This window comes from Micromonospora sp. A200 (assembly GCF_029893845.1).
In the GTDB taxonomy this organism is placed as follows: domain Bacteria; phylum Actinomycetota; class Actinomycetes; order Mycobacteriales; family Micromonosporaceae; genus Micromonospora; species Micromonospora purpureochromogenes.
Window position 1 is genome coordinate 1 of sequence record NZ_JARXXY010000025.1, and the last position, 14363, is coordinate 14363.

The window sequence follows — 14363 nt, forward strand, 5'->3', positions numbered from 1 at the left end:
CTCACCGGTCCAAGGGGTGGGAGTGCTCACTCGCCCGCGGCTACCGGACGTCGAGTCTGCCTCCCAGCCGACCCGACACCTCCCATTAGGGGTGGTCGGCGGTGGCGGGGAGTCGGTCCGGGTGGGTGGTGTGGCGGGCCAGCAGGTCGGCGACGGGTCGGGCGATCAGCGGCGTGCCGGCCAGCGCCACCAGGGCGCCGAGGAACAGGCCGGCGGCCACGTCGTGCGGGTAGTGCACGCCGACGAAGACGCGGGAGAGTGCGGCCAGCAGCGCCAGCGGCACGGCGACCAGCCCCAGCCGGCGGGAGAGCAGCAGGGTGGTCGCGGCGAGTGCCCCGGCGATGGTGGCGTGGTTGCTCGGGAAGGACCAGTCGCCGACCGGCGGGCAGTGCCCGGCCACCACGGTCGCGGCTCCCCGGCAGGGCCGTGCCTCGTCGAAGACCGTCTTCAGAGCCTCGCTGCACGCGTACGCGAGGACCACGGTGACCGGCGCGACCAGCGCGACCGCCCGGTCCCACGGCTTACCGCGCAGCAGCCGGGGCGCGGCGGCCAGCAGGAACAGCGCGCCGAGCAGCAGGATCGCCGCCTCGGTGAAGTGCACCGCGAACCACTGCACCGGCGTCGGGGTGGCGTGAGCCACCTCGGTGATCTCCCGGTACCACTCCAGGCTGATGTCGGGAACATCCGTCGTGCCGGCCTGCATCATGCCTCACCTCACCAAATGTTCATACCCCGTTTACCTTGGGCAGACGGTACGAATCACGGAGGCGGCCGGCATCGTGCGATGGTGAGGGTTTGGCCCTGACCTTCGTCTCAGCGACTTCACAGCCCCGGTCGGATTGGGCGGCCGCCGACCACGGGTAACGGGAGTTCCGTGCGTAGTGACGAGAACTGGCTGGTGCGGCGTACCGCGGCCGACAGCGACCGGCTCGGCGAGACCGAGTCGGTCTTCGCGCTCAGCAACGGCTGGGTGGGCTGGCGCGGCACGCTGGACGAGGGCGAGCCGTACGGGATGCCCGGCAGCTACCTCAACGGCTTCCACGAGCAGCGCGAACTCAGCTACCCGGAGGACGGGTACGCCTTCCCGCAGCGCAGCGACACCGTGGTCAGCGCGCCCAATGCCGCCCTGATCCGGCTCTGGGTGGGCGGTGACGCGCTGGACCTGCGTACCGGGACGCTGCGCGCCCACGAGCGGGTGCTCGACCTGCGCGCCGGCGTGGTGCGCCGGGACACCGAGTGGATCTCGCCGGGCGGGCACGGGGTCCGTGTCCGCAGCACCCGGCTGGTGTCGCTGCCCCGGCACCCGATCGCCGCCGTCCGCTACGAGGTCGAGCCGCTGGGCGACGCGCCGGTCGAACTCCGGCTCTGCTCGGACGTGCAGGCCAACGAGCGGGTGCCGGAGCGCCCCGACGACCCCCGGGCCGCCTCGGTGATCCGCGACCCGCTGAACGCCGAGGCCCACCGCTGCGACGGCGGCTCCGGCGTGCTGGTGCACCGCACCGACCGCAGCGCCCAGCGGGTCGCGGTCGCGGTCACCCACGAGTCCGAGATACCGGAGGGCTTCGCGACCTCCGACGACTGCACCGCCGACCGCCTCCGGAGGTGCGTCGAGGGCCGGCTGCGCCCCGGCCAGCGGTTGCGGATCACCAAGTACGCCGCGCACGAGTGCACCCCCGTCGCCGGCATGGCGGCGAACGAGCTGGCCGACCTGGTCGTCGCCGAGGCCGACGCCGCCCGGGAGTACGGCTTCGACGCCCTCCTCGCCGACCAGCGGGCCGCCCTCGACGGGCACTGGCAGACCGCCGACGTGGAACTCGACGGCGACCCCGAGCTCCAGCAGGCCATCCGGTTCGCCGTCTTCCACCTGCTGCAGGCCGGCCGGGCCGAGGGTGACCGGACCATTCCGGCGAAGGGACTCACCGGCAACGGCTACGACGGGCACGTCCTCTGGGACACCGAGGGCTACGTGCTGCCGGTGCTGACGTACCTGGCGCCGGAGGTGACCCGGTCGGCGCTGCGCTGGCGGCACGCCCACCTGCCCGAGGCCCGGGAGCGCGCCGTCGAGCTGCGGCTGCCCGGCGCGACCTTCCCGTGGCGGACCATCAGCGGCCGGGAGTGCTCCGGCTACTGGCCCGCCGGCACCGCCGCCCTGCACGTCAACGCCGACATCGCCGACGCGGTGCTGCGCTACGTCGCGGCCACCGGGGACGACGACCTGCTCGCCGGGGTCGGGTTGGAGCTGCTGGTCGCCACGGCCCGGCTCTGGCACGGCTTCGGGCACTGGTCGGACGAGGGCGCCTTCCACATCACCGGCGTCACCGGCCCGGACGAGTACGCCGCCCTGGTCGACGACAACCTCTTCACCAACGTGATGGCCCGGCGCAACCTGCTCGGCGCCGCCGACGCCGCCGAACGGCACCCCGGGCGCGCCGAGGAGCTGGGCGTCAGCCCGGCCGAGGTCGCCGGCTGGCGGGCCGCCGCCGACGCGGTCCACCTCCCGTACGACCGCAAGCGGGGCGTGCACCAGCAGGCGGCCGGTTTCACGGAGCAGCCCGAGTGGGACTTCGCCGCGCTGACCGAGGACGACTACCCGCTGCTGCTGCACTTCCCCTACCTGGAGCTCTACCGCAAGCAGGTGGTCAAGCAGGCCGACCTGGTGCTGGCCATGCAGCGTTGTCCCGGCGAGTTCACCGCCGAGGAGAAGCGGCGGAATTTCGCCTACTACCAGGCCCGGACCGTCCGCGACTCGTCGCTCTCCGCCGCCTCGCAGGCGGTGCTCGCCGCCGAGATCGGGCACCTGGACCTGGCGTACGACCTGTTCGCCGAGGCGGCGCTGCACGACCTGGCGGACCTGGGGGACAAGACCAGCGACGGGTTGCACCTGGCCGCGCTGGCCGGCGCCTGGACGGCGGTGGTGGAGGGCTTCGGCGGGCTGCGCGACCAGCGGGGCGAGCTGTCCTTCGACCCCCGGCTGCCGGCCCGGCTCGACCGGCTGTCCTTCGGCCTGCGCTGGCGCGGGCAGCGGCTGCGGGTCACCCTCACCCGGGACGAGGCCCGCTACGAGCTGCCCGACGCCGCCCTGGAGGTCGAGGTCACGCTCCGGCACGCCGGGGAGCCGGTGACCGTCACCGGTCGGACGGCGGTGACCCGGCCCATGCCGCCGGTGCCGGACCCGGGCCCCGAGCCGCCCTCCCCGGCCGGCCGGCGTCCCGCCCGCCGCTCGGCCGGCTAGGGTGGCGCGGGTGCCCGCACTCCAGCGCCTGACGCCCGACCACGCTCCCGCGCTGCTGAAGTTCGAGCGGGAGAACCGGGCGTACTTCGCCCGCAGCGTGCCGGACCGGGGCGACGACTACTTCGCCGGGTTCGACGCCCGGCACGCGGCGCTCCTCGCCGAGCAGGAGACCGGCCGCTGCCACTTCCACCTCCTGGTCGACGACGACGGTGAGGTGCTGGGCCGGTTCAACCTGGTCGACGTCGCCGACGGCGCGGCCGACCTGGGCTACCGGGTCGCCGAACGGGCCGCCGGGCGCGGCCTGGCCACCGCCGGCGTACGGCAGGTCTGCGACCTGGCCCGGGACGCGTACGGGCTGGTCCGGCTGACCGCCTCGGCGACGCTGGACAACGCCGGCTCGCTGACGGTGCTGCGCCGGGCCGGTTTCACGCCGGTCGGTGAGGTGCTGCTCGACGGCCAGCCCGGGTTGCGCCACGTCAGGGAACTGGCCGGCTGACCCCGTTCGCCATCCGCTCCCGCACCGCCTCCAGCGCCTCGAAGGCGTACGCCCAGTTGTGGCACTTGAAGCTGCGCAGCCCCTCGATCGGGGTGTGGCAGTCGACGCAGTGCACCCCGGCGATCCCGTCCGGCACCTCGGTGTTGACGTACTTGCGGTCGCCGAGGATGACGGTGGCGATCATCGCCTTGTCGTGCACGCCCTTGAGCGCCGAGGAGATGATGTCCAACCAGGTCTGCCGGCGGCCGCACTTCGGACAGTCCGGCTCGTCGCCGCTGACCCAGAGCGGCGCCCCGATGCTCGCCGGCGGCATCCCGAGCAGCTTCTCGATGCGGCGCACGTCGTGTTCCGGAGTGACCCACCGGTGCCGTCCGGGCAGCGCGGCGGGCGAGTCGTACACGGCTCGGAACAGGATCGGATCGACCTCGGCGGTCTCCCGCTGACGGGTCATCGCGTGCCTCCTCGGCGACGGTCGTGCCCCCGTCGTACGGCAGCCGCCGGCGCACCGCAGCCGGATCACCGACACGACCGGTCAGCGTAGCGCTCCCGGGCGGAAACCCTCCCCGTTCGGACACCTGTCGGCGGGCCGCCCGGCCTGGTGTGATTCCTGGTGGGCGCTGTCGGCCACGTCCTCCGGCCCGGCGCCCGGCGCACCGGGGGAGGCGTGCGCCGGCGACCTCGGCGGACCCTTCGCGGGGCCCGACACGCCTGGAGGAAACAGGGGGGTGTGCCCTCCGGGCCGCGTGGGACGTGGTCCGGAGGGCACGCGTACGTCAGCCGGGCAGCCCCGCCGCCCCCCGGCGCACCGCCTCGCCGGCCAGCCGGGACCGGCGCCGCTCGTCGTTGGTGACCAGCCCGAACTTGTCGTACAGGTTGGTCAGGTGCTTCTTCACGGCGCTCTCGCTGACGCCGAGCGCGGTGGCCAGCGCCCGCACGGTGGGCGGCTCGGGGAAGGCGCTGCCGCCCTCGACGTACGGGCGGCAGAGCACCTCGACCAGTTCCTGCTCCCGCCGGGTCAGCGCCGGGGGCGCCGGCGGCGGCTCGACGCCCACCGTCCGGGTGCCGGTGAGTTCCGCCGGCGCGCGGAACAGCAGCCGGGCCGGGCCGATCTCCACCCGGTCGCCGTCGCGCAGCAGCCGAGCCTCCCGCACCGTGGTGCCGTTGACCGTGGTGCCGTTGGTGCTGCCCAGGTCGCGGATCGTCCAGCCGGACGGGAACCGTTCCACCAGGGCGTGCAGCCGGGAGACCAGTTTGCTGTCGATGGGCAGCTCGTTGCCGGGCGCCCGGCCGATGGTCAACGCGTCGGTGGTCAGCGGCACCAGCCGGACCGCGCCCACCCCGTGGACCTCGAGGTATCCGGCGGTCACCGGTCGCACCAGGGCTCGGTGGTCGCGGTGGTGGCCACCTTCGACCGGTCGGCGGTGACCGTCGCCGTCGCCGTGGTGCACCGCCCCGCCGACGGGTACGGCTCGGTCCACAGCTCGTACGGCTGCCCGACCGCGCGCTGCCGTGCGGTCGTCGGCCGGTCGGCGCGTACCCCCAGGTCGACGGTCCAGGTGCCGCCGCTGGTGGCCGCGTTGTCCCGGTACTGCTTCCACACCCAGACGTACGCCATCGTGGCCCGGCAGCTCGGCGACCAGTACTGCTTGACGGAGATCGCCCGCAGCCCGCCCGCGTGCCCGTACGCGGACGCGCCGACCTGGTAGGCGTCGGCGTAGCAGGGGCCGGGCGGCGCGTCGTCACGGCTGGCGGACCGGGGTCGGCCGGTGCCGACGACCGGGGTGGCGAGCCGCCGGCCGTCCACGGTCAGCTCGAGCGACGCCCGGATCGGCCCGGCGGCGCGCGGGACGGCGACCAGCCGCACCGCGCACCGGTCGCCCGGCGTGAGCGGTCGGGTGGTGCACCCGTCCGCGACGATCCGCAGCTCGCTCCGGGACGGCCCGGTCAGCGTCAACCCGGTCAACCGCACCGGCCGGTCCGCGCGGTTGCCGACGGCCACCACCTGCTCGGGCGACTCGGCGTTGAGTTCCAGCTCGCCGAAGGGCACCTGGGCCGGCAGCTCGACCGGGGTGGGCGTGGGCAGCGCCCGCGAACCGCCGGCGGCCAGCACCGCCGCCAGGGCGACGAGCAGCCCGAGCGAGCGGGTCAGCGCGTGCCGGCGTACCCGTGACGGCCGGCGCGTGACGGTGGCCGACAGCGCCACGGCGGCTCGGCGGCGGTCGGACAGCGACAGGGGCGTGGCCTCGCCGCCGGGATGCGGCGGCCACGGCCCGGCGGGGTCACCACCCGTGCCGAGGACGAACGGGCTCACCGGCAGGCCCGCCGCCACCTGCGCCGCCCGCAGCTCCTCGGCGAACGCGGCGGCCGTGGCGGGCCGCCGCGCCGGATCCTTGGCCAGCGCGCGCTCCACCGCCGCACACACCCCGTCGGGTACGCCGAGCGGGCGCAGGTCCGGCACCGGATCGACGGCGATCCGGCACAGCAGCGAGTCCACCGACTCCCCGTCGGCGGGCGCGAAGGGCGGGGCGCCGCGGATCCAGTGCAGCACGGTCGAGGCGAGCGCGTAGACGTCGGCGGCCACCGACGGGGGCTCGCCGCGCAGCACCTCCGGCGCGGCGTGCAGCACGCTCGCGGTCACCCTCCGGTCCGCGCCGGTCGGGCGGGCCGAGCGGGGCCGGGCCTGCCCGAAGTCGGCCAGCTTCGGCTCGCCGTACCCGGAGATCAGGATGTTCTCGGGTTTGACGTCGCGGTGCAGCACGCCCGCGCGGTGCGCGGTCTCCAGCGCGCCGGCCACCGCGATGCCGCCGGCGATCGCCTCGCGCCAGTCGCCGGCCGCGCCGTCGCGCAGCCGGTCACCCAGCGAGCCGCCCTCCTCGTACGCCATCAGCAGGTACGGGTTGCCGGCGGCGGTGCGGCCGGCCTGGTGCAGCGTGACGATGTGCGGGTGGTCGGAGAGCCGGCCCAGCATCCGCAGCTCCCGCTCGAAGCGGGCGCGGGACGGGCCGTGCCAGTCGGCGGCGAGCACCTTGACCGCCACCCAGCGGGCGAAGTCGGGCTGCCAGGCCCGGTAGACGACGCCGAAGCCGCCCCGCCCCACCTCGACGGCGTCGGTGCAGCCGTCGACCCCGAGGGCGGTGCCCGGGCCGTGCGTCACCGACTGCTCGCTGTGGACCATCGCCGCTGAATGCTACCGATGGGTCGCCAACGCGGTGTCGGCCGTTCGCACTGCAGGACATCTCCCGTGGTGGGGCGCCCCCGCTGCGGTGCGGGACGCCCGGACGGGCCCGCCGGCTGTCTCCGGCGGGCCGCGTCGTGGGTCAGCGGTCAGCAGACGGTGCTGGTCGAACCACCCGTGCTGTTGAGGTAGCCCGTCACGTGGGTGCAGTACGACGCCGTGTTGGCGGGCGCGCCCCACAGTTCGGCCCGGGTGGTGTTGCTCAGCCGGCCCACGCCGTAGTCGGTGCCGCTGTCCGACTCGTTGATCACGTGGACGTAGAGGTCCCAGTTCGAGTGGGTGTTGCGGTACTGCTCCCAGACGTAGATGTAGGCGTAGTTGTAGCCGCAGCCGTAGTACTGCTTGACCGAGGCCGCCTGCATGCCACCGACGGTGAGCACCCGGGTGGTGCCGATCTGGCGGACGCTGGCGCAGCTCGACGGCGTGCTGGCCAGCGCCGGCGACGCGTCGACCAGCGCGACGGCGCCGGCGGCGAGGACCGCGCCCGTGACGGCGAGGGAACGGCGGAGGATCGACATGTCAGCCCTGCTCTCTCTGGTGATCTTTCGCCGTTAAGAAGACCAGGGGCCGGGCGCCGCCGACAGGTGGCGAAGCGGCGACCATTTCCTCCCCCACGGCCGGTAACGCCCGGACCGTCGACACCTGTCGCTCGAAAGCATCGGTGATCTTCGCTGCGTCCAGGGCTCCGCTCTGCTTGACACACGACCCGACACTCGGTTCCGTTCTGTGGCTCGGCTGAGCGGTGCCGTCGTCCCGGCCGCGGGACCTTCCCGACACCTCGATGTCCGGGTCTGCGACACCGGCTCTACGCACCTCTGACGGCCTCGGCGGGGACAATGGGACTCGACGAGGGGGGTCGGCGATGAGCGAGGACCGGGAAGGCGATGACCGGGCGGCGGACGAGGAGTTCAAAGCCCAGCGACACGACAGGTTCGGGAAGCTGCCGCGCCGGGTCGAGCGGGAGGAGCAGGTCGAGACGAAAGACACCGAGCCTGCGCACGAGGAGCCGGAGGAGCCTCCGGTGCGCCGGGAGTGGGGGTAGGAGTGGTAGCCGGAACCCGGCTACCCGAACTCCTGCACCGGGTTCTCGTCAGGCGGTCAGCAGCCCGACGCCGAGGCTGATCACACCCGCGGTCAGGGAGAGCGCGCCGATCCACAGCACCCAGACGAGCCTGTTGGGTCCGGTGGCGTTCCTGCCGGCGGAAGAGGCGAAGAACCCGGCGGGCATCAGGATCGCGGCGACGGGCAATCCCAACCGGGCGATCCACAGCAAGGCGCCGGTGAGGCCCGTGGCGTCCGCATAGAGCAGGCCGACCAGGCTCAGGATCACCAGTACGCCGGCATGGCCGTGCCCGGCGCGCGCGAAGGACCGCTGGAAGTCGGTCATCGGCACGGCGCCCCGGGCGATTCGGGTCATGAACCAGCCGCCGACCTGGATGGTGACGATGGTGAGGAGAACCACCCCGGCGATCATGCGGGACTCGGTACTGAGAGCCATGGTCTGCACGGCGAACTCCTTTCCGATCAGATTGACGAGGGGTTATCGGGCAACGGTCGCTGATCTTGCGACGCCCGAGCGCGGCAGGCGCAGGACGCGTCGGGCCACGGTGCTGTCGGCCGATCGGGTCACCCAGACAGCGATGGCGATGTAGAGGACCTGCTGGGGGATTCGCAGCCACAGCGGAGTCGGCTCATCCCCGTTGAACGGCACATCGTTGACGGCGGCGTAGACGTTCGCCGGAAGCAGGAGCACGTAGAGCGCGGCAAGGCTGATCCCGGCCGCCCAGCGGGTTGCGGTCAACACCAGGCCCGCGGCGCCCAGCAGCTCCAGCACGCCGGTCAGGTAGGCCATCGCATCGGCGAACGGCACGACCGGCGGCACCATCCGGACCAGGTCGGCGTGGGTCGGCATCACGGTGACGCTCGGCGGAACGAAGTGCGCGGACGCGGTGACGACGAGCACGACCGCCATCGCGTGTGCCGCGCTGGCCGCCCAGGTGGCGAACCGACGCACACCGAGTGCACCCAGTAGGCGGAAGCCCAGCAGGGCCGTCACCAGAATCACTTCGAGCATGATCTTCTCTCTCAATGGATAGCGCAGCTATCTGCTTATGGATAGTGCTACTCTCCATCAGAAAAGAGGGGAAGTCAAGGGATGCGCATCGCGGAGCTGAGTCGGCGGTCAGGGGTTGCGGTACCGACGATCAAGTACTACCTGCGGGAGGGCCTGTTGCCGCCCGGCGAGCTGACCAGCCCCAACCAGGCCAGCTACGACGAGCATCACCTGAATCGACTTCGCCTGATCCGAGCCATGATCGACCTGGCCCAGGTTCCCGTAGCCCGAGTCAGAGCCGTGCTGGAAGCGCTCGACTCCGACACCCTGTCCCTGCACCAACGAATCGGGGTGGTGCACCGGGCCATCACCCCGAGTCGGCAACTGACCACAGGCGACAGCGCACGCACGGCCGCCGCTGCGCAGGTGCAGGAACTCATCCAACGGCGAGGCTGGGCCGTCGAGCCGGACTCACCTGCGATCGCCACCCTGGTCGAAACCATCAGCGTCCTGCGATCGCTCGGCCAGGATCACCTGGTCGACCTCCTGGACCCCTACGCGGAGGCGGTTGAGCGGTTCACCGACCTGGAGGTCGCCGCGGTCGCCTCGCGGACCGATCCCGACCAGGTCGCCGAGAGCGTGGTGATCGGAACCATCCTCGGCGAGAACCTCGTCGCGTCGCTGCGACTGTTGGCTCAGGAGAACATCTCGTCCCGGCGCCTGAAGTAGGCGGCTGGTCGGACCACGACACGAGGATGAGGGCTGACAGGCGCAGCGAGGCGGCGACCCGGGCGAGTTACGGACGCGTCGCGCGTACGAGACTCAGTGCTGGCGAAAACGCCTTGCCGGCCGGACTGCCGGCTGCAACGCTCCGAGCGTGATCGACAAGCCTGGCGTCGACGAACGGTTGCTGGCGGCTGAGGTGGCCGCCGCCTGGGCCGTGGACATCGCCAGTCTCGTGTTCATGCCGGTCGGGCTGGACGGGCAGGCATGGGCGTACCGGGTCGACACGTCCGACGGGGAGCGCTACTTCCTGAAGATGCGCCGCGGCGAGTTCACCCGCGCAGCCGTCCTGCTGCCCGGCTTTCTGCGAGCGGGCCTGGTGGTTGCACGCCGACGGGGCGCATTTTGGCCTTCAGGCCGACGGCGGTTGGCTTATCCCGCCAGGCTTCGTGCCTTACTCGATCGCTGAAGCGTTGAAGAGTCGCCGCTTGTGGATGGACGTCGCTCGGGAGGTCGCACCGCTCGACCAGTGGGACGACTTTGTGAGCTTCGATAATTCGTTGCTCGCTTGTTGGAGGCGGCCGTCCGGCACGCACTCGGCGCGGCGGGTGCGGGTCCGGCCCGTAGCAGCGGGTGAAGGGGATAAATGGCTTGCACAGGCGCAGGGCTGAGAGTTTGACTGCTCGCCATGCCTTTCCCCTCACCGATCTTCGTTGCGGGTACGGGTCGTTCGGGAACGTCACGGATTGCCGACATCATCGGCGAACATCCGCTGATCCATCGGATTCCCATGGAGACCCGGTTCCTCATCGACCCGGGTGGCCTGCGGGACCTGGCCGACGCGCTCACCGATCGATACGACCCCACCGTCGGTGAGGACGCCCTGCACCGGCTGAGCGACTTCCTCACCGTACGAGTGCCCGGCCGGCGCGACGATCGCGGCAAAACCGTTCCCGAGCTGGTCGGCGAGCGGCGCTACCGGGACGCGGTGCAACAGCTCTGGCCGCAGTTGATCGCGTACACATACGACGAACCTGCGCCCGCGGAAGGCTTCGGGAACGCCGACCGGCCTGCCGGGCCGTTCGAGCCGCTGAGCCGCCGGCGGGTACTTCCCAGGTATTTCAGCGACCGGGGCGAACTGCTCGGAATCTTGCGGGGCCTGATCGACACCATGTTCGGCGGAGCAGCCGCCGACGCGGGCAAGCCGACCTGGTGCGAGAAGACACCGTTCAACCTGCTGTGCATGGAGTTCCTCTGGGAACTGGTCCCCGAAGCGACCATCGTGCACATCAAGCGTCACCCGGTCTCAGTGCTCGCATCCCACCTGGCCCAGCCATGGGCACCGCCCACCGTCGACGGCGCGCTCGCCTACCTCAAGCCGGTCTACCACCGATGGCTCACCTGGAAGAACACGGTCGACCTGACGGGCAGGCGATACATCGAGGTGAAAGCAGAAGATCTCGCAGCCGACTGGCCCGGGCAGCGCCGCGCCCTGTTCGAACGGCTCGACGTCGACGACTTCGCCACCCCTTCAACGTTTCAGTCGCACAAGCTGACGAACCGCAACGACCAATTCGACGACGAAACCCGCGAGTTCATCGAAGAAGCACTCGGCAAGGTCATCCCGGCCATGGGATATGAGTGACGGCTCTGGCTCTCCACCTTGACGACGCCGCGTCGCGCCCCCCGAACGCCCGGTAAACGCTGCGTACGTCCTGGTCCTGGTGCTCGGTCTGCGCAAGGGCGAGATGTTGGGACTCACCTGGGCTGACCTCGACCTCGACGCGGGGGAGCTGACCATCGACCGGCAGCTCCAGCGGGTCGGTGCCGAACTGCTGCATCGAGAGACGAAGACGGCGCCTCGGACGCCACCCTGCCGCTGCCGGCCATCTGCACCGTGGCCCTTGGCCGCCGCCGCGCAGCCCAGACCGCCGCCCGGGACGCCGCCGGCTCGGCCTGGCAGCCGTCGGACCTCGTCCTCACCACCCGCTACGGCAGGCCGGTCGAGCCAAGGAACTTCAACCGCTTCTGGGACCGGCGCTGCGACGCGGCCGGGGTCCGGCGCATCACCGTCCGGGACGCCCGGCGGACCTGCGCCTCACTCCTTGCCGACCTGGACGTCCACCCCCGGGTGGCGATGCAGATCCTTCGGCACGCGCAGTTCGCCATCACCATGGAGATCTACACGGTGGTCTCGTCGGCGGCCACCCGCGTCGCCCTCAAGCGGCTCGGCCAAGCGATGGCGAGGTGAAGCGGCTACTGCTGTACTTTGCTGCTGTACCGGCCCGGATCACGGCAACAGCGGCCCCACAGAGAGCCGCTGACCTGCGGAAGAGTGGGCCGCCAGGGACTCGAACCCTGAACCTATGGATTAAAAGTCCACAGCTCTGCCATTGAGCTAGCGGCCCCGAGCCCTCAGGCTACCGGACCTTGGCCGGCGAGGCCTTCCGGCTTCCGGCCGCCCGTCGATACCCCGCGCACCCAGACGCTCACGCATGCCCCCGAGCCGCTCGACCATGGTCAACAGGGGGCGTGCCGGGCGAGGCTGACAGGCATGAGAACTATCGCCCTCGCCGCCGCCACCGGAGTCACCGGACTCATGGCGGGGCTCTTCTTCGCGTACTCGTGTTCGGTCATGCCGGGCCTGGCCGCGGTCGACGACCGGACCTTCGTCGGGACCATGCAGTCGATCAACCGGCGCGTCCTCAACGGGTGGTTCCTGGCGGCCTTCCTCGGCGCGGTGCTGCTGATCGCCCTAACGGTGGCGCTGCACCTCACCGCCGGCGGCCCGGTGCTGGCCTGGACGGTCGCCGCGCTGGTGCTCTACGGCGCGACGCTGTTGATCACCATGCGGTTCAACGTTCCGCTCAACGACCGGCTGGACGCCGCCGGGCCGGTGGACCAGGTCGCCGACCTGGCGGCCGTGCGGGAGAGCTTCGAGGCGACCTGGGTGCGGTGGAACCTGGCCCGCACGGTCACCAACGTCGCCGCCTTCGCCTGCCTGGTGGCCGCGCTGGTGTCCCGGCGGGTCTGAAACGGCGGGAGGGGGGAATCGGGACGGGATGAGGATGAGCAGCACCCCGGCCGTGGTGGCGTCGAGCGAGGAGACCGGGCCGGACGGGGCGCGGGTGCCGGGCGGTGAGGTGCACGCGTGGCAGCCTGGCCAGAACTCCACCGTCTGCGGGCTCCAGCTCAGCCGCACCCGGCTGCGCCGCTTCCCGCACGTGCCGTTCGACTACACCTCGACCGACGTGCTCACCGACGCCGACCCGGTCGGCTTCGTCTGCCCGCGCTGCCTGGCCGCCACCCCGGGCCGCCGCAAGCAGGAGAAGAGCTGGGTACGCCAGTCGCCCCGCCCCTGACCGGTGCGGGGGTTGGAGTCCGGTTCAACGGGTACGGCAGCCCGCATGCGGATTGTGATCGTGGGTGCCAGCGGCAACGTGGGGACCGCGCTGCTGCGCCGGCTGCGCCCGGAGTCGGGGCTGGAACTGGTCGGCGTGGCCCGGCGGCTGCCCGGTCCGGACGCCGGTGAGCCGTACGACCGGGTGGAGTGGCACTCCTGCGACATCGGGGCGCCGGGCGCGGACGGGAAGCTCGCCGCGCTCTTCGCCGGGGCCGACGCCGTCGTGCACCTGGCCTGGCAGATCCAGCCCAGCCACGACCAGCGCACGCTCTACCGGACCAACGTCGGCGGCAGCCGCGCGGTGATCGACGGCATCGTCCGGGCCGGCGTTCCCAGCCTGGTGTACGCCTCGTCGGTCGGCACGTACGCGCCCGGCCCGAAGGACCACCCGATCAGCGAGCGCTGGCCGGCGACCGGGGTGCCCGGATCGTCGTACAGCCGGGACAAGGCCGAGGTGGAGGCGATGCTCGACCGCCTCGAGTCCGAGTATCCGACGCTGCGGGTGGTGCGGCTGCGGCCCGGGCTGACCTTCCAGCGCGACGCGGGCACCGAGATCAGCCGGTACTTCCTCGGGCCGCTCGCCCCGGTCCGGCTGTTGCGCTTCGGGCGCATCCCGGTCGTACCCGCGAACCGCCGGCTGCGGATGCAGGCGGTGCACGCGGACGACGTCGCCGACGCGTACGCCAGGGCGGTTCTGGGTGAGGCGCGCGGCGCCTTCAACGTCGCTGCGGACCCGGTGCTGACTCCGGAGCTGGTGGCCCGGCACTTCAAGGGCTGGACGATCCCGGTGGCCGCCCCGGTGCTGCGCGCCGCCGCCGCGCTGAGCTGGCGGTTCCGGCTGCAACCGATCGACGTCGGCTGGGTGGAGCTGGGCCTGAACGCGCCGCTGATGTCCAGCGAGCGCGCCGAGACCGAACTCGGCTGGCACCCGAGGGTGGACGCCCTCACCGCCCTGAAGGACCTCTTCGCCGGCATGGCCGCCCGCGCCGGCACCACCGCCCCGCCCATGTCCGCCGCCCCCGACCTGCCCGGCCGCCCCGGCGGCCTCCTCAAGGCCCGCACCCCCGGCCACGGCAACCCCTACTGATTCCCGCCCCGCCTCCGACCGGCCCGCCTCCGGGGGCTCGGCACCCCGCGATCCGTGCCCGGCCCCGGTGATCAAGAAGTTTTGGTCAGGATCGGCCGTTCTGGCGACGCAAACTTCTTGATCAACAGGGTGTG

16 protein-coding genes, 1 tRNA gene and 1 pseudogene are annotated in these 14363 nt (G+C 72.2%); 10 read left to right on the top strand and 8 right to left on the bottom strand.

The window, feature by feature from the left end; all coding sequences use genetic code 11:
* Nucleotides 1-85: 85 nt before the first annotated feature.
* Entirely contained in the window at nt 86-706 is a 621-nt protein-coding gene (locus tag M2302_RS22695; protein ID WP_280839869.1) for a phosphatase PAP2 family protein, read from the bottom strand.
* Nucleotides 707-874: 168 nt separating this feature from the next.
* On the opposite strand from M2302_RS22695, the gene M2302_RS22700 reads away from it, so the two are divergent.
* Both M2302_RS22700 and M2302_RS22705 read left to right on the top strand, forming a co-directional pair.
* Nucleotides 875-3232, top strand: coding sequence for a glycosyl hydrolase family 65 protein (locus M2302_RS22700; protein ID WP_280839870.1), 2358 nt, complete (start codon nt 875-877; stop codon nt 3230-3232).
* Between the two features lie 10 nt (nt 3233-3242).
* Complete coding sequence (locus M2302_RS22705; protein WP_280839871.1) at nt 3243-3728, top strand: GNAT family N-acetyltransferase; 486 nt, start codon at nt 3243-3245, stop codon at nt 3726-3728.
* Here the strand turns inward: M2302_RS22705 and M2302_RS22710 are convergent.
* The 4 genes from M2302_RS22710 to M2302_RS22725 all read right to left on the bottom strand — a co-directional run bounded on the left by M2302_RS22710 (nt 3709) and on the right by M2302_RS22725 (nt 7481).
* Complete coding sequence (locus M2302_RS22710; protein WP_280839872.1) at nt 3709-4179, bottom strand: hypothetical protein; 471 nt, start codon at nt 4177-4179, stop codon at nt 3709-3711. The genes M2302_RS22705 and M2302_RS22710 overlap by 20 nt on opposite strands.
* 322 nt (nt 4180-4501) lie before the next feature.
* Nucleotides 4502-5095: an FHA domain-containing protein gene (locus tag M2302_RS22715; RefSeq protein ID WP_280839873.1), complete on the bottom strand. Its 594-nt coding sequence runs from the start codon at nt 5093-5095 to the stop codon at nt 4502-4504.
* A complete protein-coding gene (locus M2302_RS22720) occupies nt 5092-6903 on the bottom strand; it encodes a serine/threonine-protein kinase (protein ID WP_280839874.1) in 1812 nt (603 codons plus the stop codon). Before M2302_RS22720 ends, M2302_RS22715 begins: the two co-directional genes overlap by 4 nt.
* 149 nt (nt 6904-7052) lie before the next feature.
* Nucleotides 7053-7481 carry a hypothetical protein gene (locus tag M2302_RS22725; protein WP_280839875.1) on the bottom strand — a complete coding sequence of 143 codons (429 nt, stop codon included), beginning with the start codon at nt 7479-7481 and terminating at the stop codon, nt 7053-7055.
* 344 nt (nt 7482-7825) lie between these two features.
* Between M2302_RS22725 and M2302_RS22730 the strand changes: the two genes are divergently transcribed.
* Nucleotides 7826-8005, top strand: a complete 180-nt coding sequence (locus tag M2302_RS22730; RefSeq protein ID WP_280839876.1) for a hypothetical protein — start codon at nt 7826-7828, stop codon at nt 8003-8005.
* Between the two features lie 48 nt (nt 8006-8053).
* Here the strand turns inward: M2302_RS22730 and M2302_RS22735 are convergent, their stop codons facing one another.
* Nucleotides 8054-8461: a hypothetical protein gene (locus M2302_RS22735; RefSeq protein ID WP_280839953.1), complete on the bottom strand. Its 408-nt coding sequence runs from the start codon at nt 8459-8461 to the stop codon at nt 8054-8056.
* 42 nt (nt 8462-8503) lie between these two features.
* Nucleotides 8504-9052 carry a hypothetical protein gene (locus M2302_RS22740; protein WP_280839877.1) on the bottom strand — a complete coding sequence of 183 codons (549 nt, stop codon included), beginning with the start codon at nt 9050-9052 and terminating at the stop codon, nt 8504-8506.
* A gap of 66 nt (nt 9053-9118) precedes the next feature.
* Between M2302_RS22740 and M2302_RS22745 the strand changes: the two genes are divergently transcribed.
* The 4 genes and pseudogenes from M2302_RS22745 to M2302_RS22760 all read left to right on the top strand — a co-directional run.
* Nucleotides 9119-9745 carry a MerR family transcriptional regulator gene (locus tag M2302_RS22745; protein ID WP_280839878.1) on the top strand — a complete coding sequence of 209 codons (627 nt, stop codon included), beginning with the start codon at nt 9119-9121 and terminating at the stop codon, nt 9743-9745.
* Between the two features lie 148 nt (nt 9746-9893).
* Nucleotides 9894-10208, top strand: coding sequence for a hypothetical protein (locus M2302_RS22750; protein WP_280839879.1), 315 nt, complete (start codon nt 9894-9896; stop codon nt 10206-10208).
* Between the two features lie 219 nt (nt 10209-10427).
* The gene (locus M2302_RS22755; RefSeq protein WP_243420464.1) at nt 10428-11384 is read left to right on the top strand and encodes a sulfotransferase; all 957 of its coding nucleotides are present in this window, start codon (nt 10428-10430) and stop codon (nt 11382-11384) included.
* 43 nt (nt 11385-11427) lie between these two features.
* A pseudogene (locus M2302_RS22760) lies at nt 11428-11990 on the top strand (site-specific integrase); the annotation flags it as partial.
* Nucleotides 11991-12075: 85 nt separating this feature from the next.
* On the opposite strand, the gene M2302_RS22765 reads toward M2302_RS22760, so the two are convergent.
* A tRNA-Lys gene (locus M2302_RS22765) sits at nt 12076-12147 on the bottom strand.
* A 146-nt stretch (nt 12148-12293) separates the two neighbouring features.
* Between M2302_RS22765 and M2302_RS22770 the strand changes: the two genes are divergently transcribed.
* The 3 genes from M2302_RS22770 to M2302_RS22780 are packed head-to-tail and all read left to right on the top strand — an operon-like array spanning nt 12294 to nt 14229.
* Nucleotides 12294-12773: an anthrone oxygenase family protein gene (locus M2302_RS22770; RefSeq protein WP_280839880.1), complete on the top strand. Its 480-nt coding sequence runs from the start codon at nt 12294-12296 to the stop codon at nt 12771-12773.
* Between the two features lie 34 nt (nt 12774-12807).
* A complete protein-coding gene (locus M2302_RS22775) occupies nt 12808-13101 on the top strand; it encodes a hypothetical protein (protein ID WP_280839881.1) in 294 nt (97 codons plus the stop codon).
* A 45-nt stretch (nt 13102-13146) separates the two neighbouring features.
* Nucleotides 13147-14229 (top strand): NAD-dependent epimerase/dehydratase family protein, encoded by a 1083-nt coding sequence (locus M2302_RS22780; protein ID WP_280839882.1) that lies wholly within the window; start codon nt 13147-13149, stop codon nt 14227-14229.
* Nucleotides 14230-14363: the final 134 nt, after the last annotated feature.